The organism is Paenisporosarcina sp. (assembly GCF_049671445.1).
Classification (GTDB): Bacteria; Bacillota; Bacilli; order Bacillales_A; family Planococcaceae; genus Paenisporosarcina.
In genome coordinates, this window is record NZ_JBATUX010000065.1 from 1 (window position 1) to 24,911 (window position 24,911).

The 24,911-nt window shown below is 33.7% G+C and carries 20 protein-coding genes and 1 pseudogene; 9 read left to right on the plus strand and 12 right to left on the minus strand.

Annotated elements, in window-relative coordinates:
• On the minus strand, positions 1-1,031 hold a 1,031-nt coding region (locus tag WBG45_RS08980), incomplete at its 3' end, for an RNA polymerase sigma factor (RefSeq protein ID WP_424413867.1).
• Between the two features lie 517 nt (positions 1,032-1,548).
• Here WBG45_RS08980 and WBG45_RS08985 point away from each other — a divergent pair.
• Complete coding sequence (locus tag WBG45_RS08985) at positions 1,549-2,106, plus strand: recombinase family protein (protein WP_424413869.1); 558 nt, start codon at positions 1,549-1,551, stop codon at positions 2,104-2,106.
• Between the two features lie 185 nt (positions 2,107-2,291).
• Here the strand turns inward: WBG45_RS08985 and WBG45_RS08990 are convergent, their stop codons facing one another.
• From WBG45_RS08990 to WBG45_RS09015, 6 genes are all read right to left on the minus strand, one after another.
• Complete coding sequence (locus WBG45_RS08990; RefSeq protein ID WP_424413872.1) at positions 2,292-2,930, minus strand: hypothetical protein; 639 nt, start codon at positions 2,928-2,930, stop codon at positions 2,292-2,294.
• On the minus strand, positions 2,927-4,303 hold the full coding sequence (locus WBG45_RS08995; protein ID WP_424413874.1) for an AAA family ATPase: 1,377 nt from the start codon (positions 4,301-4,303) through the stop codon (positions 2,927-2,929). Before WBG45_RS08995 ends, WBG45_RS08990 begins: the two co-directional genes overlap by 4 nt.
• 1,034 nt (positions 4,304-5,337) lie before the next feature.
• Positions 5,338-6,297, minus strand: a complete 960-nt coding sequence (locus WBG45_RS09000) for a GIY-YIG nuclease family protein (RefSeq protein ID WP_424413875.1) — start codon at positions 6,295-6,297, stop codon at positions 5,338-5,340.
• Positions 6,298-6,325: 28 nt separating this feature from the next.
• Positions 6,326-7,567 carry a restriction endonuclease subunit S gene (locus tag WBG45_RS09005; protein ID WP_424413877.1) on the minus strand — a complete coding sequence of 414 codons (1,242 nt, stop codon included), beginning with the start codon at positions 7,565-7,567 and terminating at the stop codon, positions 6,326-6,328.
• A gap of 3 nt (positions 7,568-7,570) precedes the next feature.
• A complete protein-coding gene (locus tag WBG45_RS09010) occupies positions 7,571-9,124 on the minus strand; it encodes a type I restriction-modification system subunit M (protein WP_424413879.1) in 1,554 nt (517 codons plus the stop codon).
• Positions 9,125-9,142: 18 nt separating this feature from the next.
• Positions 9,143-11,893: a type I restriction endonuclease subunit R gene (locus tag WBG45_RS09015; protein WP_424413881.1), complete on the minus strand. Its 2,751-nt coding sequence runs from the start codon at positions 11,891-11,893 to the stop codon at positions 9,143-9,145.
• Positions 11,894-12,362: 469 nt separating this feature from the next.
• Between WBG45_RS09015 and WBG45_RS09020 the strand changes: the two genes are divergently transcribed.
• Entirely contained in the window at positions 12,363-13,799 is a 1,437-nt protein-coding gene (locus WBG45_RS09020) for an SEFIR domain-containing protein (protein ID WP_424413883.1), read from the plus strand.
• Between the two features lie 70 nt (positions 13,800-13,869).
• Positions 13,870-14,472, plus strand: coding sequence for a hypothetical protein (locus WBG45_RS09025; RefSeq protein WP_424413885.1), 603 nt, complete (start codon positions 13,870-13,872; stop codon positions 14,470-14,472).
• A 309-nt stretch (positions 14,473-14,781) separates the two neighbouring features.
• On the opposite strand, the gene WBG45_RS09030 is transcribed toward WBG45_RS09025, so the two are convergent.
• Positions 14,782-15,609 (minus strand): hypothetical protein, encoded by an 828-nt coding sequence (locus tag WBG45_RS09030; protein ID WP_424413886.1) that lies wholly within the window; start codon positions 15,607-15,609, stop codon positions 14,782-14,784.
• A 967-nt stretch (positions 15,610-16,576) separates the two neighbouring features.
• The gene (locus WBG45_RS09035; RefSeq protein ID WP_424413888.1) at positions 16,577-16,732 is read right to left on the minus strand and encodes an AbrB/MazE/SpoVT family DNA-binding domain-containing protein; all 156 of its coding nucleotides are present in this window, start codon (positions 16,730-16,732) and stop codon (positions 16,577-16,579) included.
• 415 nt (positions 16,733-17,147) lie between these two features.
• Between WBG45_RS09035 and WBG45_RS09040 the strand changes: the two genes are divergently transcribed.
• The 5 genes from WBG45_RS09040 (at position 17,148) to WBG45_RS09060 (ending at position 21,585) form a co-directional block, all read left to right on the plus strand.
• Positions 17,148-17,906: a hypothetical protein gene (locus WBG45_RS09040; protein WP_424413890.1), complete on the plus strand. Its 759-nt coding sequence runs from the start codon at positions 17,148-17,150 to the stop codon at positions 17,904-17,906.
• 172 nt (positions 17,907-18,078) lie between these two features.
• A complete protein-coding gene (locus WBG45_RS09045; RefSeq protein WP_424413892.1) occupies positions 18,079-19,416 on the plus strand; it encodes an MBL fold metallo-hydrolase in 1,338 nt (445 codons plus the stop codon).
• A gap of 4 nt (positions 19,417-19,420) precedes the next feature.
• Positions 19,421-19,690 carry a DUF3006 domain-containing protein gene (locus WBG45_RS09050; protein WP_424413894.1) on the plus strand — a complete coding sequence of 90 codons (270 nt, stop codon included), beginning with the start codon at positions 19,421-19,423 and terminating at the stop codon, positions 19,688-19,690.
• Between the two features lie 445 nt (positions 19,691-20,135).
• Positions 20,136-21,140, plus strand: a complete 1,005-nt coding sequence (locus WBG45_RS09055) for a vanadium-dependent haloperoxidase (RefSeq protein ID WP_424413896.1) — start codon at positions 20,136-20,138, stop codon at positions 21,138-21,140.
• A 319-nt stretch (positions 21,141-21,459) separates the two neighbouring features.
• Complete coding sequence (locus tag WBG45_RS09060) at positions 21,460-21,585, plus strand: hypothetical protein (protein ID WP_424413898.1); 126 nt, start codon at positions 21,460-21,462, stop codon at positions 21,583-21,585.
• Between the two features lie 74 nt (positions 21,586-21,659).
• Here the strand turns inward: WBG45_RS09060 and WBG45_RS09065 are convergent, their stop codons facing one another.
• Positions 21,660-22,433 carry a TerC family protein gene (locus WBG45_RS09065; protein ID WP_424413900.1) on the minus strand — a complete coding sequence of 258 codons (774 nt, stop codon included), beginning with the start codon at positions 22,431-22,433 and terminating at the stop codon, positions 21,660-21,662.
• 851 nt (positions 22,434-23,284) lie between these two features.
• A pseudogene (locus WBG45_RS09070) lies at positions 23,285-23,380 on the minus strand (arsenate reductase); the annotation flags it as partial.
• A gap of 217 nt (positions 23,381-23,597) precedes the next feature.
• Between WBG45_RS09070 and WBG45_RS09075 the strand changes: the two are divergent.
• On the plus strand, positions 23,598-24,392 hold the full coding sequence (locus WBG45_RS09075) for a CAP domain-containing protein (protein WP_424413902.1): 795 nt from the start codon (positions 23,598-23,600) through the stop codon (positions 24,390-24,392).
• 289 nt (positions 24,393-24,681) lie between these two features.
• Here WBG45_RS09075 and WBG45_RS09080 read toward each other — a convergent pair.
• Positions 24,682-24,911, minus strand: a 230-nt coding sequence (locus WBG45_RS09080; RefSeq protein ID WP_424413904.1) for an ATP-binding protein, incomplete at its 5' end; no start/stop codon positions are given.

Sequence of the window (24,911 nt, forward strand, 5' to 3'; positions counted from 1 at the left end):
GATATAGCAACAGCCCGATTCAATTCAACGACTGGAGAAGGAGCAATTTCTGAAAGCGCATCATACAGAATCGAAATTCGCTCCCAGTTTGTTTTTTCTAGAGTGTCTGCAATTGCATGGCACGCAGCTATAGAAGCTTGCAATGCATACATTCCGAGTGTGCCTCCCAAGTCTTCTGCTTTTTTTAGTGATGCAACACCTCTTCCGATGTGCTCCTGATTCCACAACGACCGGTTTTGATCCTGTAGCAAAATCATTTCACCTTCAGAATTCGTTCGTGCTTTAAATCGGGATACTTGTATCTCCATTAGAGCTACAAGACCATAAACTTCCGGTTCTGTAAGAATGAGATCTGCTAGAACTCTTCCCATTCTTAATGCTTCATTACAAAGATTCATTCGTATTAAATTATCACCTGAAGAAGCCGAATAGCCCTCGTTGAACATAAGATAGATTACTTCCAATACAGAAGAAAGCCGTTCCGCATACGCTCTCCTCTGAGGAACCTCGAAAGGAACATTGGCTGCCGCAAGAGTTCGTTTTGCTCTAACAATTCGCTGGGCAATCGTCGGTTCAGGTACAAGGAACGCGTTTGCGATTTCTTCTGTTGTCAGTCCCCCAACCAGTCTTAGTGTAAGAGCTACACGTGCATTTTTTGATAAAACCGGATGACATGTCATAAAAATCAGCCGCAATAAATTGTCCTTAATATCTTCGTCAATATCATCAGCCAAGTCAGGCTCAAAATGTGTGTTCATCTCGTAAGCCATTTGTTCATATTTTTGATCCAGCCTTTTTTTTCTGCGAAGCATGTCAATGGCTTTTCTTTTAGCCACAGTCACCAGCCAGGCACCTGGGTTATCCGGAATACCAGAGACTGGCCAGCGTTCAAGCGCTATGATCAGTGTGTCTTGCGCAAGATCTTCTGCTATACTGATATCCCTCACCATCCGAGTAAGTGATGCAACTACTTTAGCTGATTCCGTTCTCCAAATCGACTCAATCCTTTGGTGGATTAAAGACTCTTTCATGTGTTTGTTTCTCCTTTCTGCAAAGGATTCTCGTCTCTATAAAGACAACGAATGAAAATTGATTATATCGACATCTTTTTTAAAATTTTTTCACCTGCTTGTTTCAATAAAAAGCTGTCTTACTTCTTTAATGAAAAACGCAACCATTGTTTTTCATTATATTTCAAATTGATAGGCTACACTTAGTGGGACAATCAAAAGAAAAGTTACTTTTTAAAAACCTGATTAATAATGCTGAATCTCGGTTAGTTTGAGTAAAATCCTTCACATACTCTAATTTATCTTAACATAAATATCCAAATATTCAGTTAAATTATTTTTTTATAGAATGTTGAATATATATGAACATGTAACAAAAATAGTCCTTTTCTGAACACTGCATAAATGGTTAAAAACTCATCGTTTTGATTTAATAAAGTTCAACAAAACTCTGCCCATTAATCTACGTTCATTAACTACTTACTCGTAGTCTTATGTTACAATCGATAAAGGATTATAATGGAAATGAGGAATGACTGTGTTAATTGGATATGCTCGTGTTTCGACAGGTTTACAAAACTTAGATTTACAAACAGATGCACTTACTCAATATGGATGTGTGAAAATTTTTCACGATAAGATGAGTGGGTCAAAAAAACAACGACCTGGATTAGAAGAAGCCCTTCAATATGCTCGTCAAGGAGATACCATAGTGGTTTGGCGATTAGATCGTCTTGGCCGAAATATGCAGGACTTGATTGATCTTGTTAACAATTTGAATGATCAGAACATTGGATTTCACAGTCTTCAAGAGAATATAACTATGGATCGAAGTAATGCAACCGGTCAACTGATGTTTCATCTCTTTGCGGCATTTGCTGAGTTTGAACGGAATCTAATTCAAGAACGTTCTGCTGCAGGACGAGTGGCAGCTAAAGCACGGGGGCGACTTGGTGGACGACCAGAGAAATACGGAATTAAGGATATTGAAATGATGAAAAATCTTATTGATGGAGGCACACCAATCAAAGATGTGGCGGAAAGATGGGGTGTTTCTCGAACAACGATATATCGTTATTTAGAACGAATGATTTAATTAAAACGTAATAGTTATCTTCAAGATATAAATTGCTTATGAATAGAAAAAAACCTGGATAGGGTTGATCACTTTTTTATAAGTGTCCACCATTCCAGGTTCAGTTCATATTTCCAGATTTAGTACTCTTTATGATATAACATCTGCTTCGAAGATGTACAATTATTCTCGATACTAATGCTCTATTATAATAAGACTGTTTCTTTTCGATATATATCAATACCATCTATATTTTGTTCATGATCCATTTGAATCTTCGAAATTTCCTCGCTAAATATGTATCTGCCTAATTTCAATTCCAATTTAGAATTGAGCCAATCTTCAATATGTCTTACAGTAGAGACGCTTTCGCCAGAGACCACTTTTCTAGGTTGTGTTAAATTAAATCTATCTCTTTTTTCGATATCATTTACATAAGCAACATAATACAAAAATTCTACTTTACTCATATCTATTTCTATAATAGAAAGAAGTGATATTAAATGAAACTTTGCACTTAAAAACTGTTTACATATTAAATTTAGTTTTGTACTAGAAACTGGTGTTTTTTTCAATTCAAATATATGACATTTTATTAAACTATCTTCTACTTCCAAATATACTCCATCTGGAAAATTTAAAAAACTTAAAAAAATAAGTTTGGAATTATCATTTTGTTTTTTTCCATTCGTTTTCTTACTGAATACGTTAAAAATTTTTTTTTCAACAGAATTAACAGATAACTCCATGATGAAGTTATTATCTTTTTCTCTAATAATAAAATCTGAATTCTCTTCCTTAAATTCTTGAACGTTTAGTATAGATAAATCTTCAAGTGTAATCATTCAAATTCTCCATTTTGTATTTCAAGAGTTTCATCAAATAAATCCTCTAATTCTTCAGCGAACAATTCAACCTTATATCCATACTCATTAGGGTGTATTTCTTTTAAGTATGATTTATTTCCTTCAATTATTAATTCGTAAATTCCAGCTGAAATATCTTTGTTTTTTAACAACAAATTATTTATCCGTGCAAAAAACACGTCACTATGAGTAGTTATATACAATCTCTTATTTTCTAGTAATAGCTTAAAAAAGTCTAATAAAGTATTCATACTTCTTAAAGAAAGATGTGCTTCTGGTTCTTCAATAATAACATCCTTATACCTTTCCAAGGGATTGGAAAGAATTAAATATGGAATCATTCTATTCAATTTTGTAGAGAATAAAGTTCTCTTAATTTCTTGATCGTCTTCTTTTACAAGTCCTACGACTTCACCATTAGATCCAAAAGTAAGAGTACCTTCAAATAAAGGAATATACTGTTCATCGATTTCTTGTAAAAAATTAAATCTTTTAATTGTATCTTGGAACTTTAGATATTCTGTCATAAATATAAATTCACTATAACGTATTCCATAATTTTCGTTCTGTTCACCTATCAATTTCGAGATTGCATTATCCATGTATAAATTTCTCTCAGATGGAAGAAAAAGAATGTTATGGCCGTCAAAATAGGGTTCGAAGAACATTTTCATAAGAAGTTGAACTAAACTATTATGAAATCTTAGATTAAATTCTTTTTCATCCACAATATCATATAGACCTCTTATTTCATCTTCTTTCAGGCTAGATATATTTTTTTTATTTATAATACTTTTCACACGAAATATTACATGAGAATCGGTCCTTATATCATCTTTTATTCCAGTAATCAAAAATACATCTTTATTAAGAAGCATAAAATCAAACTTAATATCAAAGTCTTTTAAATCAAATTTAGGAACATTTAATAATTTCACATCTACTTTAGAATTTGAATTAAATAGAATTTTTTCTCCAATTAAAGTTTTAACTTTTTTAGTAGTCTTCTCAATGTTTTTAAGGAAAAAATTATTAATATCACTTGAATTAATAATAGTTCCAGAAAGGGTAAAATCATCACTTATAAAAGATGGAGTATCGTTACTTTTTTGCTTTTGATAATCTTTAAATATTCCTTCCCAGTCATAATTTAAAGTGAAATTCTTCGAAAAATCATCTGATGCTTCGTTTATAATAGTGTCCATTTCTTTAGTGAAGGTTTTTTTAATTAAGTCTAATGATTCAAGCAATAAAGTTTTTCCGCTGCCGTTATCTCCAGCTATGACTATCAATTTTTTTTCTTCTATTGTTGCTTCTTCAATATGACCTAAATTTAATATTTGAAATTTCAATAACAACACACCTTTAAAGTAATATTAGTTAATGCAATTATATACTAATATATTGGAAAGTATAGGATATAAACTTACTATCTTTCTGGCCCCTAGCTATAATTAAATGTAATATCAATTTAATATTTCTGGTAGTCATACTATATAGTTTTAGTTAATTCAAACTTTTCTCTAACTTGTTGAAATACTTTGAAATAGTTATTAACTTTTTCGATCTCTTCAACTAATTTTTCTTCCAATCATATGTACCTGAGTTTTTTGAACATTTTTTCTTTTGCATTGTCAATATTGCAGCCATTATTTCAATATCCATTTATGGAAATATATAGTATTGTAAATTTTTATTATCACCAAAAGAGTTGTTACCTATTAATTCTCTACCTATTCCTGTTCCTGTTCCTGTGCCTCTTTATAGATGGGATTGTAAAAAAGATTTAGTAAAAAACTTCTTCAGTGAGTTGAGCTCTGAGTATTCCTATATACTCTGCATTTATTATTAAAAATCTTAATTATTGTATGAGTGTTTCAGAAAATTTTTTTATAAAAATGAGTATAAATAGAAGTGAGTAAATCTTTAAATATATTTGGTTTGTTACTTAATCTATGTAGAAATCTACGCTCTTTTTTAGTAATTGCTTTGATTTACGTTTCTCTATTAGATATTAAAATTGTTATGGTTTTATTATCATAAAGTCGTAATTTTCAAATCCTTTTTTATTTCTTTAATTATTCTAGGAAAAATATCATTATCAATGTCTTTAAGTATATCGTTATTTAATTTAAACATATTCATAATTGTTGTCTCTAACTTTGTTTCTTTATTTGCATTAGCTATTTTATTAATTGATTACACAGTTATTATTACAGCTGTAGTAATTGCTAAAGCACACAGAGTTACAAGAGTTCGAAAAAGCTCAAGGTTATCAATAAATTCGAAGTCACTTATATATAACCCAAAAAAGTCCACCTAGTAAAAACAGTTTTTTCGTGAACAGGTAAGAACTAGTCAATTTCCGATACAGTTGAAACGGTAATCAACTTTCTTCTTTTTCTCGTAATTCTTTTAATCCTATCCAAAACTTCCATCCGTTTTTAGAATGACCCGAACATAATGCTGCTGGTGTACTTGGGCTTGTAAATTCAACATCTTTTAGCAGTTTAGCTTCTTGGTTATTAATTAATTCAGCACTTCCCGATGCAACTAGTCTTTGAAAATGATTTGTATAACGAGAATAAAATTTACCATAATCACTCCATTCCCGTGAAGATTCCGCAGGTTTAGATATGACCGAGTTGGTAGCAAGTATAAATTTACCATCTCGTAGAAATAATCTAGCATTTATTCCAGCAGGTGCATCAAAATAGTGAATTATAGTAGCTGTAATTTCAATAGCAGTTTGCAACGAGATGCCAAGAGCCTCGAGCAAAAATTCAAGATGATTTGCAAAACTATTTAAAGTGGCTTCTTGAAAAATGCTCATTATTGGTTTTGTGGATCGTAAATCCCGATTCTCTAAATTATATTCTGTTTTACTGAATTCTTGGATGAAATGGTATTCCAAAAAATCGATGCTAAGCCTGTCGAAGCTATTATTATCAGTAACAAAAAGAATTCCATACTTCCAAAATTCTTTTTCTCTAATATGTGTTTTAATACGGTGGATTCCATTAACAGATTGTCCAATATAAACACTCGGTTCGTCTAGCTCTGAGAATAAAAAATAGATTCCTGAATTATTGGCATGTTCCATTCTCTCTATTTTACTAAATTGACTCTTAGTAAAGAAAAACCCTCTTATTTGGCTAGTTGGATCTTGAATTATTCGCAAATTAGATGCATTTTTCGCTTCTGGAAAATAAATCATGACGGATTTTGAAGTCATTTTTGGAGCCCCTTTTTTGAATGAAAAATTATTTCTGCCATCTTTATCATGAATCAAAATGTCAGTAACGCTTCTATTAGTAAAACCCCAAATTTCGCGATAAACCTTCATCAACATATGTTGTCTAAAACACCATTTACTATATAAACATTTGTTGCATAAAACCTTGTTTGTGACTTGTTAAAATCTTTGTTTTATCCTTTTCACGTTGGATTTTTTGATCTAATGAGTAAATTATACGTCCAATTTTTTCTTGTTCCTGAACTGAGGGTAAAAGAACTTCTAATTTATTCAAATTGGTTTTCGATATTCCAAGTACAGAAACACCTGTCCCCATTCTTTTGATAAATTCTTCATAAACTCTTGTTTGTGTAAAGTATATAAAATATAGAGAATTTAAGCGCTGATTGGGTGTGAATTTATGAGTGTGTAACCCCGCAATTACTTGTTGTTCATTTACTTTTTTGATTAATATAGCTTTACCTAAATCTGCGTAATCCTCAGATGCGTCCGCAAATACAATATCATTATCTATCAATAGCTCATATTGCTGTACGTTTGTAATAGTTGGAAATTCAACATTTTCACACACTGACGGATAATTTGAATGGATATCTCCATAATGAATATAACGATAGATACCATCTCCTTCAACTGCGCGAGAATACGAGTATGATTTTCCGAATGTACCTAAGTTATTCAAGTACGCTTTTTCCCACTTCGGAAACTCCCTCTCATCCTCATCCTTAAACCTAAGCTTCTGCGAGAAAATCTTCTGCATCATGCCTTTTTTCAGTTCTTCAAGATCTTTAATCTTCTCTTGTTGTAGATTAATTCTTTGAGTTATCAAACTAAAAAATTCAGTCATCTTTTTTTGTTCTTCAATGCAAGGAATTCCAATATTGAAAGACTTAATTTGTTCGAGATTTAAAGCTTCCCTAGTCTGACCTGCTTGATCTTTAAATACATTTTTCTGACCATAATCAGATTCTAAATAAGTTTTCAAGAAATATGGTAATAAATATTCATTTGCCCTTAATATACATACGTGTTGATTTACATTTGCTTTTGGAAAATCTAAAGGAACAATAGTTACTCTTCCGATTGAAGCCCCAGTAATATTTAACAAGACATCTGAGTCACTTAATTGACTGTTTTTCATCTTTGCATTTATTTCATCTGAAATATAGGCAACGTCTTTTAATTTCAAACCCGCGAAATGAACATTTTGACTTCTTATAAGTAAGATACCTTCAGTTTGATATACCGAACTGCCACCTCTTGGTGTAACTCCACTACCAATGTGATTAAGAAAATTACTTAGCTTAGAAATTTTCCAGTCTTCTTCAAAGCCTTCAAATCTCAACTTCGGTGTATTCACTCCCTACACCCCCAACTCTTTAAAAAACTTCTCAAGCTCCAAATCAATCTTAGCAATCTCCTGATCAATCTCTTTTAATCGTGATTGTACAGCTACTAAATCAATTATTTCTTCATCCTCAAATGTATCAACATATCGCGGGATGTTTAAATTATAGTCATTTTCTTTTATTTCTTCTAACGTCGCTGCATATGAATACTTTTCAATAGTCTCGCGTGATTTATAAGTATCGAAGACTTTCTCTACATTATCATCCGTCAAGTTATTTTGATTCTTTCCTTTTTCAAATTCATTTGATGCATCAATGAAGATAACATTGTCTTCAGCAGCTCGTGACTTCTTAAACACTAATATACACGTTGGTATCGATGTACCGAAGAACACGTTTGCTGGAAGTCCAATAACTGAATCTAAATAATTCTTTTCTTCGATTAAATATTTACGAATGAAACCTTCTGCTGCTCCTCGGAATAAAACGCCATGCGGAAGGACGACGGCCATTGTACCATTGTCGTCGAGTTGGTGAATCATATGTTGGATAAACGCAAAATCGGCTTTTGATTTTGGCGCAAGTTTTCCGTATGCACTGAAACGGTCATCGTCTAAGAATTTTGAATCTGCACTCCAGTTAGCGCTGTATGGAGGATTCGCTACGACTGCTTCAAAACGCATATCAATGTGACGAGGGTTTTCTATAGTATCTTCATTTTTAATATCAAAGTCTGTGTAACGTAAATTATGCAGTAACATATTCATTCGCGCTAAGTTGAATGTGGTTGTTGTGAGTTCTTGTCCGTAAAATAATCGAACATTTGACTCTTTAGCCACTCGTAACATAAGTGAGCCTGATCCACATGTAGGGTCATATACATTTTTCAAATTAGGTTTATTGTGCGTGACTATTTTCGCTAAGATTTTAGAAACTTGTTGTGGTGTATAAAACTCGCCTGCTTTCTTTCCTGCGTTAGCAGCAAATTGAGAAATGAGATACTCGTAGGCATCACCTAGTACATCGATATCAACATCATCATGTAAGAATGGAATTTCGTTAATGCTCACCATAATTTTAGCAATCAGTTTTGAGCGTGACTTTACATCACGACCCAATTTAGATGACGTTAAATCCATATCGTCAAATAAATTTTCGAAATCTTGTTGGCTGTTTGTTCCTAATGAAGACTGTTCAATGGCTTTAATGGCTTTATGTAGAAGTTCTATGTCGAAGTTCCCTTTTTCGCCTATATGAATTTCTTTGACCATCGAAGAGAAAAGAAATTCAGGTTCAATCACGAAGCCGATTTCTTCAAGTAATGTTTCGATTAAACCTTCTTTATATTCTTCATCTTTCCATGCGTCTTCGTAAGTGATGTTGTCTTCTTCCAGTAATTTTTCAATACGTGCTTCTGTCTTTTCAGAAAGGTAGCGATAGAAAATCAAACCTAAGATATAGTTTTTAAAATCGTAGGCTTCCATTTGACCACGTAAGTCATTCGCCATCGTCCATAGTTTTTTATGCAGTTCTGCTTGTTGCAGACGTTGTTTTTCTGAAGTTGTCATATATAAAATCTCCTCAATTTATGAGTACTTGCGTACGTTTGAATAAATAAAATCTTTCAAAGCTTGCACTCGTTTTCGCTTTTCTTTAAATGGTGCCTTGATAGCATCATTGATTTCTTGGTCAGGGGAAACCCCTTTGAATTCAAATTCACGCAGGAAATATTCTAGTTTTTCTTCTGCCACTTGGACTTGCTGTGACATATGTTGAATTTCTTGTTTACGTCTGTCATTTTCAAAATCATGGAACTTTTGATCCACGGAATCATTGTTTGTGATTGTTGGAGCTACACGCTTCAAGAATTCAAGTAATAAATCTCGTTTTAAACGCATTTCGTCACTAGCCGAAGCGTTTACTTCTTTAATCGCTCTTCGAACTGCAGCATCACGTTCTTGTTTATTTTCATAGTTGATATTACGTAATAACTCAAGAATATAATCGACATCAATGCGATCTGTTTGCATTAATTCAATTTCAAAATCCACGTCATCAATAACGGAAACTTTTTCACGTTCTGGTTTATGAATGATTTCATATAAATGAAGATATTTACTACGATAGTCTACATATGTTTGTTCATCAATTCCCAGGTCTTCTGCTTGAAACTCAAATTCCACAAACGTTTTAAGTTTTGTAAGAACTTTTGTAAGATCACGGAAAGCTAAAATGAATTCTTTTTGTTTTGTTTCTCCTTCGAGATCATCAACTGCTTGCGGCGAGTTTGCAACTTGCAGCAAAACCTCCAATTGATCCTTAAAATCAGCCAGATACTGATCGTATTCTTTCATTAATACTACACCTGTATCTCCGGTTTGGGAGAACAAACGAATCGCTTCGTCCGTAGCGTCTTTTAAATTGCGATAACAGACGATATTGCCATACATTTTCTTTGGGCCTTCAACACGGTTAGTTCGTGAAAAGGCTTGAATCAAATTATGGTGTTTCAAGTTACGATCGACATAAAGCGTGCTAAGTGTTTTCGCGTCAAATCCCGTTAAGAACATATCGACTACGATTAACAAATCTATTTGCGTAGTTTTTACTTTCTTTGAGACATCCGCAAAATATTGGGAGAACGTATCCGTAGAGAAGTTCGTGCCAAATCCTCCATTATAGTCTGTAATGATGCGCTCTAGAGAATGTCTAGAGTGTTCTTGATTTTCAACGCTTTCTTCATTGGTTCCATATGTGAAAATAGAGGCGATTTTAAGCTTAGTGTCTAGTTTTTTGAAAGCATCGTAATATTTAATGGCTGCCGGGATACTTTCAACTGTGAAAATAGCTGTGTATTTTTTATTACTTGTTTTATTCCCATGAATATCAGTAATGTGTTTAGCGATCTTGGTTATTCGAGAATCAGCCATCCACAGTTCTTGTTGATCAATACCCGGGGCTTTTGTTACATCGTCTACCCCTTTTTTGCCTTTAATCGTACGAATATATTCAACTGAAAAACCTAATACGTTCCCATCATTGATGGCATCTTTAATCAGGTACGTATGAAGACAGTCTTTAAATAAGTCCGATGTTGTGCGACCATCTTGGCTTTTGTTCGCAACAAAGCGAGGGGTCCCTGTAAAACCAATATATTGCGCTTTTTTGAAATGCTTTTTAATTAAACGGTTCATCTCACCAAATTGAGAACGATGGCATTCATCAATAACGAATACGACTTTTTCATTCTCATAAAGCTTCATGATAGATTCATATTTAGGATTCTTCACCGCATTGGCCATCTTTTGAATCGTAGTGATGATTCGTTTTCTAAGTGGATCTTGAAGTTGTTTCACCAATACGTCTGTTTTATCTGTTGTATCAACTGAGCCTTTTTCAAACTTGTTAAATTCCTGCATGGTTTGTGCGTCTAAGTCTTTTCGATCGACTAGGAAAATCACTTTTTTAATCTTCTCTTCTTGTGACAGAAGTTCACTTGCCTTAAATGAAGTGAGGGTCTTCCCACTTCCCGTTGTATGCCACACATAGCCATTCTCTTCATTCTCAAGCGTTTGTTTGATGATACGCTCCACAGCATAAATTTGATAAGGACGCATGACCATTAAGTGCTTGTCCGTTTCGTTTACAATCATGTATTTGCTGATAAGGTTTTGAATCATAACGGGTTGCAATAATGATTTTGTGAAATCATCTAACTGTGCAATGCGCTTGTTTGAATCATCTGACCAGAAGAACATATGACTTTTCATCGGTTCACGATCAGAGTTAGCAAAATACTTTGTATCCAGGCCATTTGAAACCACGAATAATTGCAGATAGTTAAATAAACCACCGTATGAGTCTTTGCGGTAGCGCATGATTTGGTTAAAGCCTTCCGCAAAGTGAAGTCCACGTCGTTTCAACTCAATTTGGACAAGTGGTAACCCGTTAATAAGTAGCGTAACATCATAGCGATTTGTATATCTTCCTATTATAGTGGTTTGATGCGTTACTTGAAGATGATTGTTCTTGTAATTTTGTGTATCAAATAGAACCAAGTAAAGCGTGCTATCGTCATCGCGTGTAATCGTTTCTTTATCACGGAGGATTTTGGCAGACTCAAAAACGCTTTTCCCTTCTATTTTCAAGAGCAAGCGTTCAAATTCTTTATCTGATAATGGGGTTCCATCTAAGTTTTCTTTATTTAGGCGGTTGATTTGATTGCGGAAATTTTGCTGTAAGTGATCTATTGAAGGAATTGAAACTTTTTCATAGCCAAGTTGAGTGAGCTGACGAATCATTTCGTTCTCAAGTTGTTGTTCAGATTGATAAGCCACGTAATTTCCCCCTCACTGGCCTATAATGTATTTCCATAATTTTACCACAGTGACTTCAACCTGTATTCAAGAAGTCCTCTACTACGAACATATTTTTGGGATAGGATCTTAGATAACAAAATCAATATAAATATAGCTTAGGAACATTTATTACGGATCTTTATCTACATATTCTTTCTTAGTAGAGTGGCAGAAGAAGTACGAAAGTGAATTCGTAAACCACAACGTAAGAAATTGATTTTAATTGCTAAATGGCATAGTATTTTTCCAGAAAAATATTTCGGTTTCACAATTACTTGTGCTCCTCCAATATTTCCATAACCACTTAAATAAAAGAATTAATCATTTACTACTTTTCTCATATTAAGAAAATAAACAGAGTCCTAGAATAACTATTTAATTATAACATTGAAGTTAAATGGTATAATTTACTATATTAGAGTTTTCATGAGAATGGGAGAGTAATTTGATGATATCTAGATTGAGTAATCCCAAAGTTTTTATTTCTTATAGTTGGACAACACCAGAGCATGAAGAATGGGTAGTAGAGTTAGCCACTCGCCTAATGGGCAACGGAATTGAAGTTATACTAGACAAATGGAATTTAAGAGAAGGTCATGATGTATTCGCCTTTATGGAAGGAATGGTGAAGGACTCTGATCCAATTGACAAGGTACTGATAATTTGTGATAAAGGGTATAAAGAAAAATCCGACAAAAGAGTCGGTGGCGTAGGGACAGAAGCACAAATTATTACGCCTCAGATTTATAAGGACATACAGCAGGAAAAGTTTATTCCAATTGTTGCACAAAGGGATCAACAGGGAAATAATTTTATACCCACATATATTGCATCAAGACTTTATATTGACTTATCCTCAAATGAATATTTCGAAGAAAATTATGATAAATTAATTCGGAACATTTTTAAAGTGCCTCTATTCAAAAAACCTGCACTTGGGAAGCCTCCAGAATATTTATTTCAACCTGAAGTCCCTCATTTTCAGACATCACTTGTTTTAAGAGAAATGAGATTGGCTTTAGAAAAGTATCCCAATAGACTTCCACATTTGTGGACTAAATTCACAGATTGCTTTATGGACTCTCTTGATGTATTTGAAATAGAAATTAAAGAAGATGTGATTCTAGATGATACAATTATTGAGATGATTGATAGAACAATTCCATTAAGAAATGACTATATAGATGCTTTAGAGATAATGTCTCAAACAGACACAGTAAATGCTGATCAAATCATTGATTTTTTCGAGAAAATATATGCATTTTCTGAGTTTAAAGGTAGTGGCAGACACTATGATTATCAAACAGATCAACACAAATTTTTAATAACCGAGCTTTTCCTTTACACCATATCACTCCTTCTCAAATCAAAAAATTATTCTCTAGCTAGTCAAGTTCTAAATGCGGATTTCTATGTAGAATCGGCATATAACTCTGAAAGAACATTAAATTATACTGATTTTAGATTCTATTTAAAATCACTTGATATACGTAAACAACGGTTGAACCTCAACAGATTAAGCATACACGCTGACTTAATTAAAGAGAGATTTTATAAAAGGTACGGAAACGAACTTGTAATAACAGACTTAATTTTGCATTTCATTTCAAAATTAACTACTAATGATGCAACAAAATGGCGTAAAAATTGGTTTCCGACTTCCTATATTTATCATGGAGAAAGAAAGCCTATTAAATTAATAAATAGATTAAAATCAGAAAGTCATTTTTTAAATGTAAAGATTTTACTCAATGTGGAAACAGTAGAAGAATTGAAAGAAAAGATTGCTGGATTTGAAAGTGATAGAGGTTATTCAGGAGGATTTGATGGTATTCCTAATATTAGAAACTACATTCAGGTTGATGAGATTGGAACTACTCCATAAACTTTTGATTCAGTTATTCCAACTCTTTTAGCTCTTTAATTTTAGTTGAATATTATGATGGGGGAATAAAATGGAATTGAGAAATGTATTAGATCCCTATTGTGAATCATTAAAAAAAGGAATAGAAACAGAAAATTGGTATCTTTCGCTCATGGCTGCTTGTACATTGCCCGATATATGCGTTTCATTAGAAGGAGTTCAGGGGAGGAGATTTTATGTCGAGTGGTTTGATAAGTATATTACGTTTTATAAAACGAAAATACATCAGTCAAAGGCTCTTAAAAATGCGAATACCGTGGATGAATATTTAGAATGGATTCGAAGTCCTTCCACTCTATCCGGTGAAGATATAGAAGAAGTACAGTTAGAATATTTTTCTGGTGTTAATGCTTATGCTTTACGTTGTGCTTTTCTTCATAATGGTGATGGAAGGGTTGGGGCTCAAAAGATTTATAAGCAGCAGAAATACGAAAGTGCAACATTAGGGATTAAGAAGGTGAAGTTCGATTCAACAAATCCTAACCGAGTTTTTTCTCAATTCGGAGATACGGCTCGTTTAAATCCAAAAGCATATTGCGAGGCTATATTGGAAGGCGTCGAAAGTTGGATTATGGACAATGAGAATTCAGAAAATGTTTTAGACAATGCGAAAAATCTTCAGATTTTTGAGTAATGCCCTATATTGCTATTGCTTACAATCAAAAAACTCCACGATTATAATCGTGGAGTTTTTACAGTCTCTTGAGATAATCTCGGCACCCTTGCAAAGCTTGCTCATCTTTTGTCTTTTCATCTTTTGTTCCCGGGCCTTTGCTTAGGACAATCCGGTCATGTCATAACCAATATTGGTAAGAAGAGAATTTTTATTAATTTTTATTAATTTTTATTAATTTTTATTAATGCAGCCCCTTACTCTTTGAGTCAGGGGCCGCATTAATATTTGTTCTTCGCCTCGTGCGTGTAAAGAAAGAGTATTAGACATCTAAAATACCTCAAATTCTTCAAACATTTCTTTTTCAGCCTCTCCAACTATTCTCTGTTGAACTGGAACACAAATTGTTAATAAGGCAAGGAAAATCGAAAAAAGTCCAATTGTATTAGATGCATTAATAAAATTCCAGTTAGTTAGGTAATTTTGAACTTTTTCTAATACCGGAATAGCATTAAATTCATTAATTTTAAAAATTAATAAGCAGAGATAAATATAAAATCCATAAGTAATAAAATTCAAGCCATAGTTTATGATTAAATATGCCTTTTGCTTTTCTAAAGATATGTATGGAGATAATTTTTTTAAAGAGACTTCTACTCGATATTTCTTATCACCCTCAGAAGGAAAAGTTTTTTTCAAACGCCAGTAAAATAAGTACCGTGCTGACATTTTGAAATTTATTAATCCTATAGTGAAGAAAAGAATTATCCAACCAACAGTTATAATTTCTATAAAAATTGTTAATGATTGTGTCTTATATAAATAAGTTACAACCCCCAGAAACAGAAACAAATAAGAGAGTACAAAAATTAAATATATTTTAAACTTCTTGGTGTAATTAGATTTCTTTCTTCGAATAGAAAATCCTACTAATTGTACCAAACCTAAAAATAATAACAGCAACATCATATGACTTCTAAAATCCTCTTGAAATAAAGTAACAAATATAAGAAAAAATAATATAGACTGTAAAAAAATTGTCCATAACTCTATATTTGATAAAAAATCCACGCCACTTAGTCTTTTAATTTTCTTTTCCAATTTCAACACTTTTTCATTTACATCTCCTTTAAATGAATAAAATTTAGAAAAATTCACACTTAAATGTGGATGACATCGCTCCTAGAAATGTTTTTCCTTTGAAATCTACCGACTACTTAAACTGAATTTCAGCATATGTTGAAGGGAATTTTAACTAAAAAATCAATTTTATTAAATTCTATCAAATACAATCTCCCTATCTAATATTTCGTAAAGATCATCAACAGGAAGAAGTTAACAGAAAATTAAGTATTCACCTATGTAACCTAAATTTGCAACTTTTAATTACTCAGGATTTTATGATGGTTATCTTCTCTTTATATTATAACTGTAACTATAACAGCAGCTGCTTTTTATGAATAATGAATTCCGATATGGAAATATCACCATACCCTTTTTGAATAAAGAATCGGCAAATCGTATTGTGTTTCCAGAGGAACTAAGAAAGAAATTCATGAACCAATTATTAAAAAACAAGCATTTTCCGTCTGCTTTTAATGTTTATAACTTCGTGGTGTGTTCGATATTTAGCGAAATAATCAAAGTTTATGTCAGGGACAAAATGAACAAATCGGAACGCTTCACAAGAGACGACAGTTAATTTTGCCGGTGAGCAAGAAGTTGGGTAAATCCAAGCTTCGAGCCTACCGAAAAAGTAAAATTATAATTAGAATAAGTTGCATTTTTAATGCAATGTCGTACTTGTGTTATTAACAAATACTGGCAGTGTTTTTTTCTTACTTGAAACGACGTACGTGATAATCTCCTACTACCTATGGATGTACTGCGAATTAGTTTCTTTAGTTCTTAGCAATCAAATTAATAAGTGTAGATAAGTTGGTCAGGTTTTAAACTTTTCAACCCAATATGGTGAAATCGACGAGCAAATTATAATTTCAGAACAAATATAAGAATAGACCTTTTGCCGAATGTAACGTTTTCCTATAAGTGTTACATTCGCTTCAAATAAAAACGCTTTAAATCCATTTTTAATAATAACTCACACTCGCAGTATCAGTTTTAGTTAATAATTATTAATAATGAATTTTTTTAAAATTAATTTCTTATCTTCATAGAAAATCTCTAACGAATCTCCTTTACTAATACCTAAAGCTTCAATCACATTTTTGGGAATCCTCACTCGATTCGCCGAATCAATCTTTCTAATAGCCTTTTTCATAAATATCTCCTTTTAAGAATTTATAGTATCTTCAATAAATTCTTTGATAAAAATTAATAGTTATCATCTACCAGATCTTTTTTTGATATGTTTTTAAATCTTATGAATTAGATATGTTTTCTTTTGTAAATTATCCCAATAATAACATTAGACCCATCAAAATAAATAATATAATTCAAATTTATGATATCGTATGCATTTTTAAAGCTCCGACACCTTCTTTTTAAGGTACTTGCAGAAGAATTTATTAAAAGGTTCCATAAAATAACTGAAGTCAAAGGTTTGTATTGTCTGAATTTGTCTATTTTTGTCGAAAGTATAGCAAAAGTATCCTTATACACCTAATATCAGATTAATGGGATTTGATTTCCTATATATAACCATCAATTTAATTTAGAAAGTCGGGAGTACAATTATGAAGAAAAAGTCTATTATACTTTTAGTTATTTTATTTTTATTAGCAATGCTTTTCCTAGTATCATCTTTGTGGAGTATCATTGGATTGCTTGTCGCTGGTCTTGGTGTATTTCACTACTTAAAAAATAATAAAGGAAAGTCTTCTATAAAAAGACCTCTCTTGGTCATTTGGTCAGGTATCTTACTAGCGTTTATTATTGTAATTGTTAATACTGATAGTGATACGGGTGTTGCAAATGAAACGGACGTCAAATTATCTACTATCGAAAACGATAAAGCTAAAGAAGATGCAAAAATTGCCGCTGAAGCTAAAGCTAAAGAAGATGCTAAAATTGCTGCTGAAGCTAAAGCTAAAGAAGATGCCAAAGTTGCTGCTGAAGCTGAAGCTAAAGAAGATGCTAAAATTGCTGCTGAAGCTAAAGCTAAAGCTAAAGAAGATGCCAAAGTTGCTGCTGCAGCTAAAGCTAAAGAAGATGCCAAAATTGCTGCTGCAGCTAAAGCTAAAGAAGATGCCAAAGTTGCTGCTGCTGAGCAGGCTCGAATAGCAAAAGAGGCGGAAGCTCAAGAAGCAGCTGAGGCTGAACAAGCTTCTTCTTCAAATCTCCTGTACGATCCATTTGGTTCTGATAAAAACTGTTCCGATTTCCCTGGTGGTGGTGCTGAGGCACAAGAATTTTATATTGCTGCCGGAGGTCCAGAAAGCGATCCTCATGATTTAGATAGAGACAATGACGGTAATGCTTGTGATTGGGACTAAATTTTCATTTTCATTATTTAATTAAGCCTTTCCTATCTAGGAAAGGCTTCTTTTTCGTAAAATTTTCCAAGAAATTGGTTGGTTATCCTATTAATAAACATGACATTGAATTATATCCTAAAGAACGGAACATTTGTTGTTAAGTTATAGAGTCACAATAAGGAGGGTTTGTGTGCAAAAAAGATTATTAGGTTTATTTATTGTTTTTACTCTATTTATGGGTAGTTGTGGTCCTGAAACCAATACTAATGTTGAAGAAAAACCAAACACTGTTGTAAAAGATGTAAAAAACGAAGTTCAAGAAGTTGAAAAATCGGTTGTTGTTGAAGAAAAGTTAGAAGAAACCCTTGAGGAAGTTTCTACCGAAACCAATGACGATGAAACCAAACAACACGAAGGAACAATAGAAAACACAAAAGAAAATCCCCTTAGTGGACCAAAAAACGAAAAACTTGAAGGGTTAGAAGTTCATTACATTGATGTAGGACAAGGAGATGCTACCTTATTAAAGTATTCTCATGAAGGGGAAGAATACAGAGTATTAATTGACACAGGAAATTGGAATTCCAGTAGTACAGTAAATTACTTACTCTCACAAAAAGTATCCAACATTGATATTGTAGTAGGAACACATCCTCATGCTGACCATATTGGACAAATTGATAAAATCATTAATACTTTCGACGTCGAAGAAGTATGGTTATCTGGTAACTCATCCAATTCTCAAGTATTTAATCGAATGTTGGACGCGATAGACGCAAAAGACGTGGGGTACCTCGAACCTAAAGCAGGAGAAGTGTATGACATTGGTCCAATGGTCATTGAAGTATTAAACCCTACAGGCGCTAATGGGGATGTTCAAAATGACTCAGTTTCACTAAGAATCACATATGGCGATATAGTCTTCTTGTTTACTGGAGATACAGAAGAAGAAGGCGAAAGAAAAATGATTAGCAGTGGTCAAAACTTGAAAGCGGATATTTTCCAAATGGGACATCATGGATCGAAAACTTCCAACACTACCGACTTTTTAAATAAAGTTAATCCAAAAGTTGCGATTATTTCAGTTGGCGAAAATAATCAATATGGTCATCCTCATGATGAAGTGGTTAATAGAGTGAAAGATAAAGGAATTGACCTTTATTCTACACATATAAATGGGACAATTATTGTCAAAACAGATGGAAAAACGTACATGGTAACTACAAAACAAGATGGAAACGTTACACCATCACCTAAAAACACAGCTTCAACTAGTTCAGAGACTACATCAAATATCAACAACGCTAATTCTTTGCCAAAAGAATCGGTTTCTGAAAGTTGTGTTAACATCAACAAAGCATCACTTGTTGAATTACAAGAAATCATTCATTTTGGACCGGCTCGTGCAGAACAATTGATGCAACTTCGTCCGTTTAGTTCGTTAGATGACTTAGGAAGAATCAAAGGAATAGCTGCTGCTAGATTAAACGATATAAAGTCACAAGGATTGGCTTGTGTAGGAGGATGAAACTATGACAAACAAAGGCGTATTAGACCGTATTGAAGAAGGAAAACATGCAGTCATTTTAGTTGAAGAATTAGGGAAAGAATTTATCATTCAAGTGAGTGATTTGCCCGAAGGCAGTTATGCGGGAACTTGGTTCGATGTAGAAATTACAAATAACGAACTCTCCATACTCACCATCGATATAAAAGAAACATCAACCTTACATGAAGAAATCACTAATAAGGTTAACAATTTAAGGGGAAAAGGCAGAGAAAGCCGTTTCAAGAGGAAATAAATAACAAAAAAACTTTTAAGTCAAACAAAAGATCTAATGAAGATACATTTGATTTGATTGTCGTGGATGAGTTTCATCATTCGAGAACATAGTCGTTGATAAATGAATGACCCCTTCACTGCTATTAGTGAAGGGGTTTATTTTCTCTATCCGTTCTCTCTATGCTACCTTTTTCAACTTGTTATTTTGTGTAATGCTTTAATTTCTGCAAATTCTAGTTCTCGGTTTCTTCTCTGTGACTGATCAAATGTTCTTCTTGTGTAGACGCACAAGGTGGGTTTTTTCTCATTATTTAGCTGATGCTTTTAGGGAACGCATGACTTAAAGATGTTACCCACCATTCACGATTTTATCTGTATTAGAAAGTCATTTACTGATTTTAGTATGCTTCATTAGTCAAATTATGAACAGAAAAGGCGACTTTCTAAATCCAAAGGGAGCTAAGATGCATCTCCCAATCATACAACCAGATCAAATTGACTTTGAGAAAGAATTAAAGATTGTTCAAAGCACTCTCAGAAACAATAACCCCACACATGAGAAAATCGCAATATTTTACGGAACAGGCGTCCCGACTAAACAGTCGAGTCCTGTGATTGACCGTTTAATTGATTCATATGGAGTCACACCAGTTTATGCTGCACGAATATTATCGGCTGTGCAAGCAGCTGTAAACGACACCATGATTGTGGTGTGGGATTATAAATACAAGTGGGATACAGTGAGACCCAATCAATACGACCAAGAGATGGAGACGGTAATCTTTACACCGCGATTCCCTACCTATCCTTCAGGTCACGCTAGCATGTCTGGCTGTTCAGAAGTGGTATTAAGTTATTTTTTTCCGCGAGAAGCAAAAAAACTACGCAAATTTGCTGAAGAAGATGCTGTCAGTCGTTTATATGCAGGAGTTCATTTTCCAATCGATAATACCGAGGGGCTAAAACTAGGAAGGTTTATAGGAAAAGTTGTTGTAGATCATTTAAAGACACAGCGTAATCCAAATCGTACACCTATTAATATCCCGTACAGAGGATACCGTAATGCTGATTTCTTTGCAGATGACTTTAAACAATTTATTCCTTTTGATTTTGCGAATGATTGTTCATCTCGAGTAAAGGAAAAAGACAAGGATAGAGAGATATACAGTTACGAAGAAAATGACAAATTCAAGGACAATAGAAAAATTGACAGAAACGTTGGCAGTGACACATACAAAAACGTTTACAGTGACAATAAAAGAGACATTGAAAGGTTTAATAACAGACATAATGACGTTTACAGTGACAAAAACAAAGAAAGAGACAAAGGCAAAGACAAAGACAAAGACGAATTTAAGGATATTGAAAGCAGTTTTGACAGTGACAAACACTATGATAAAGCAGAATCTTCCTCACTCCAAAATCGTAGAAGTTCACATCCTTTCTTTAATTTTAATTACCCCTTCTAAAGGGACTGACCAAATTAAAACACCTTTACGTTGAAATTCGGTATATACTACCTAAATTCAACGTAAAGGTGTTTTCTCTATGGGTACCAAAGGAGTCAGTTATCCAGTTGAAGTAAAAGAAAAGGTTCCCACAGACGTTACACTAAGTGGAAATAATACTAATAAAAACACGGCCATATCTTGAAATGCCGGACGAGTTATTAGTCAACAAACAAGACTTCACCCACCATGTAAGATACAATAGCCATGAAAGACGAATTAGGTTTTTAAAAAACTCCATAGTAATTAAGTCCAAACTTTATAAATCGGAGGGATGAAAGTGATCAATAAAATCAAGAAATTAATAAATGATCCGAAAGTACAAAAGGCAGTCAAAGAAAAAGTTGTCCCATTGGTTAAAAAAGAAATGGAAAAGAGAAAAACAGCAAAAAAAGACTATCGATAACACGTATACGACTTGGAACCCCTAATGATTTCTCATTAGGGGTTTTTTTGTTATACAGAAACAATTTTCACCTTTTATAATTTCTCATCCTCTAATGAATTATTGGCCGGCGCAAACCATCCGATTACAGCAATACCAATTAATACTCCATAAAAAATCATAGTCCAAACGGTACTGTGTGGAAAATCATGATCTAGGACACCAATATCTTCATGGGCAAGAGTAATTACAGCAAGTTTGACACCAACCCAAGCAACAATTGCATAGGCCGTTGTTTCCAATGCTGGACGTTGATCAAGAAGCTGGACAAACCAGGTTGCTGCATACTTAATCAGGATAAGACCAGCTACCCCTCCGAGAACTACAACAATAAATTTCCCTCCATCCATGCCGCCGAAGTCATCGAGCGGTGAATCCGGAAGACCAAGGGCAATAGCAACCGCAGCTAAAATCGAATCAATTGCAAAAGCTAGATCAGCTAAACCAATCTTCCCTACTGTGGGCCAGAAACTTTTCCCTGCAGATTCCTCTTTAACTTCCTCACGAATATTCTCATTTTCTTTCCCGAACCGGGCCTGAATAACATGCTTCAAGCCTAAGTAAAGAAGATAAGCTGCTCCTATCGCCTGTACCTGCCATACGTTTGCGATAAAAGAAATTGCAAAAAGTGCAGCAAATCGGAAAAAGAAGGCCATAATGATTCCGTAGTTTATCGCCTTTTTTTTCTGATCTTCGGGTAAATGCTTAGCAATTACTGCTAGTACAAGTGCATTGTCAGCCGATAACAAGCCTTCTAATCCGATTAAAATTAACAATGCCCAAGCATACTCTATCCAGATAGACTCCATCCAAATCTCTCCATTCTAAACTTAAGTTGTGATGTAATAGTTTCACTAATAATAATACTACCCTTATAATCCACAGATAATCTTGTGTTGGTGATTCATCGGTTTCTAGTAGCGATTAGGATGGTTATCGCAAATTAGAGAGCATTATTTATAGATGTACTAAATGATTTGATAATATGAAATGCTAATTAAGGAATTTTTGGTCACTTATGTAAAGATAGAAGTTGACTTCAGGATATTATGATTATCATCTTTGGTTAATGTAACCCTCGAATCAGTAAGTAATTCACTGTATTACACCATAAGAAAAGCTGCCGTTTTAGGGCAGCTGGTCGTTCAAATATGACAATTAATCGTTAGATTCTTTGTCCATTTTGTTTTACTTCCGGATATTTCTAATTTATTTAATATGCCATATATCCAATTGTTGTAATTACAGGCCAAGCTGTAAGTCCGACAAAAGCTAAAAATAGACTAAGGCCAATCAATAGTGCTTTTCTATCCATTCTCCGTTTATTAAATAACAAAACCACTATTCAAATTGGCATTGTTATGAGGATGTTAATAGCACTGACATATATAGCAAACTCAGTAAAGTCAGTAATGAGATTATTTCCGCTCTTACCAACTCAAAAGTATGTCTTAATTGTGCATGAGTATATCCTGTAATGCCAAGAATCACTTCCCAAACCGTACTGGATTCAACTTTCTCTAATTTCTTAACGAAATGCATCTACGCTTTTTCATGAAGCATCTGATTCACTGCTTTATTTACAACAAGCGTACTTAGAAAGCCGGAAGAAATCTCCTGGCTTTTTTCTTTTAATTATTCCTTGTTCTAACAAAATGTTTCGTTCAATTCGTTCACCAATTTCATCACGAACGCATTGGAATACAACCCATTTTTCTTTATTAGTAACTTGAGCTTTGACAGTATCATAGGATCCCAGTGTCTAAGTTTACATGCGGAATTCCATCTATTTTTATAACGTCAACACCTTATTAATTGAAATAGATGGGAATTTCTCTAAAACCACACAATTATTAAGTTCTTGAATCTTCATAAGGAGTACCTTTTCGTTTCCACTGGATACATTGGTAATGATTAGGCAGTTTTTTGATAGATTCCAAAGATAGACTAGGTGGCAGAGGAGGGAATAACAAATGAAAAAAATGTTACTAGGTTTAACTATGGGAGCGATGGTGTTCTCAGTAGGTCAAGCTACAACAGCAGAAGCTTCATTTTCATCAAATACACCCACATGTCAGACTCAGAAATATAATGTTTCTCCACATACACAAGCAAAACAGGTAGAATCTAATTCAGTCTTAGAAAAACTATATGCACAACTATCAGCTGGAGGGAAACAAACAGTATTTAATCAAGCTGTACAAAACCCTGTTCCTGCACAACCTGTCGCTCAAAAGCCTGCAGAAACTACTACACCTGTTGCAGCGAAACCTGTTGCTCAGAAACCAGTAGAAACTACTAAGCCTGTCTCGCAAAAACCCGCAACTAATACACAACCAGTTGCACAAAAACCTGCTACTTCAGCACCTGCTACACAGCAATCAGGTTCAGTTTCATCAATTGAACAACAAGTTCTAACTTTGACGAATCAAGAACGTGCAAAAGGTGGTCTAAAACCACTTGCTACTGATGCGGCAGTGATGAACACTGCTCGTGCAAAATCTGCAGATATGAGTAAAAATAATTATTTCTCTCATACAAGTCCAACATTAGGATCACCATTCGACCAAATAAAAGCTAAAGGCATTCAATACAAAGCTGCTGCTGAAAATATCGCAATGGGTCAAAAAACGGCCGCTGAAGTCGTAAAAGGATGGATGGAATCACCAGGACATCGCGCTAACATTATGAATGGAAACTACACTCATATTGGCATTGGATACGATGCAAACGGTAATTACTGGACACAACAATTCATTCAAAAATAAAATGAAAAATTAACGGCCATCTCGCTTTTTAGAGATGGCCGTTTTCGAATGCAAAAAAAATCGTAGATATATAAGCTGTATGCCAGTCTAGTGTTCATTGTGGTTATGAATATACGGTCGTGTCACAACCAGTTTTGCTTATCACTATAGTTGAAAAGAGCAGATTTAACTAACAGATTCCATTCCTATCGCAAAACATTTATTCAATGAAACATAGTTTAACTTGAAAATAAAACAGCACAGTCCAGTAAACTGCGCTGTTTTATGAATTTTCTTTTATAACCACCTGTTAGTTATGGCTTAATTCCATATTCAATAACGATTGGGTGATTGTAGGCAAAATGATTTCTATAGTGGTTCCCTCATTTAATTTACTATTAATTATAAATTGACCGTTATGACTTTCTATAATTTTAAAGCAGGTCATTAGTCCAAGACCGGTACCCTTTTCCTTTGTCGAATAAAATGGTTCTCCAAGTGTAGACATTCGTTCTTTTGGAATCCCGATACCTTGATCAA

Excerpts from the sequence above, each read along its gene's own strand:
- WBG45_RS09050 (WP_424413894.1), top strand. The coding sequence starts at position 19,421 with ATGACAAACAAAGGCGTATTAGACCGTATTGAAGAAGGAAAACATGCA.
- WBG45_RS09010 (WP_424413879.1), bottom strand. The coding sequence starts at position 9,124 with ATGACAACTTCAGAAAAACAACGTCTGCAACAAGCAGAACTGCATAAA.
- WBG45_RS09040 (WP_424413890.1), top strand. The coding sequence starts at position 17,148 with ATGAAGAAAAAGTCTATTATACTTTTAGTTATTTTATTTTTATTAGCA.
- WBG45_RS09055 (WP_424413896.1), top strand. The coding sequence starts at position 20,136 with ATGCATCTCCCAATCATACAACCAGATCAAATTGACTTTGAGAAAGAA.
- WBG45_RS09065 (WP_424413900.1), bottom strand. The coding sequence starts at position 22,433 with ATGGAGTCTATCTGGATAGAGTATGCTTGGGCATTGTTAATTTTAATC.
- WBG45_RS09020 (WP_424413883.1), top strand. The coding sequence starts at position 12,363 with ATGATATCTAGATTGAGTAATCCCAAAGTTTTTATTTCTTATAGTTGG.
- WBG45_RS09000 (WP_424413875.1), bottom strand. The coding sequence starts at position 6,297 with ATGAAGGTTTATCGCGAAATTTGGGGTTTTACTAATAGAAGCGTTACT.
- WBG45_RS09075 (WP_424413902.1), top strand. The coding sequence starts at position 23,598 with ATGAAAAAAATGTTACTAGGTTTAACTATGGGAGCGATGGTGTTCTCA.
- WBG45_RS08990 (WP_424413872.1), bottom strand. The coding sequence starts at position 2,930 with ATGATTACACTTGAAGATTTATCTATACTAAACGTTCAAGAATTTAAG.
- WBG45_RS09035 (WP_424413888.1), bottom strand. The coding sequence starts at position 16,732 with ATGAAAAAGGCTATTAGAAAGATTGATTCGGCGAATCGAGTGAGGATT.
- WBG45_RS09025 (WP_424413885.1), top strand. The coding sequence starts at position 13,870 with ATGGAATTGAGAAATGTATTAGATCCCTATTGTGAATCATTAAAAAAA.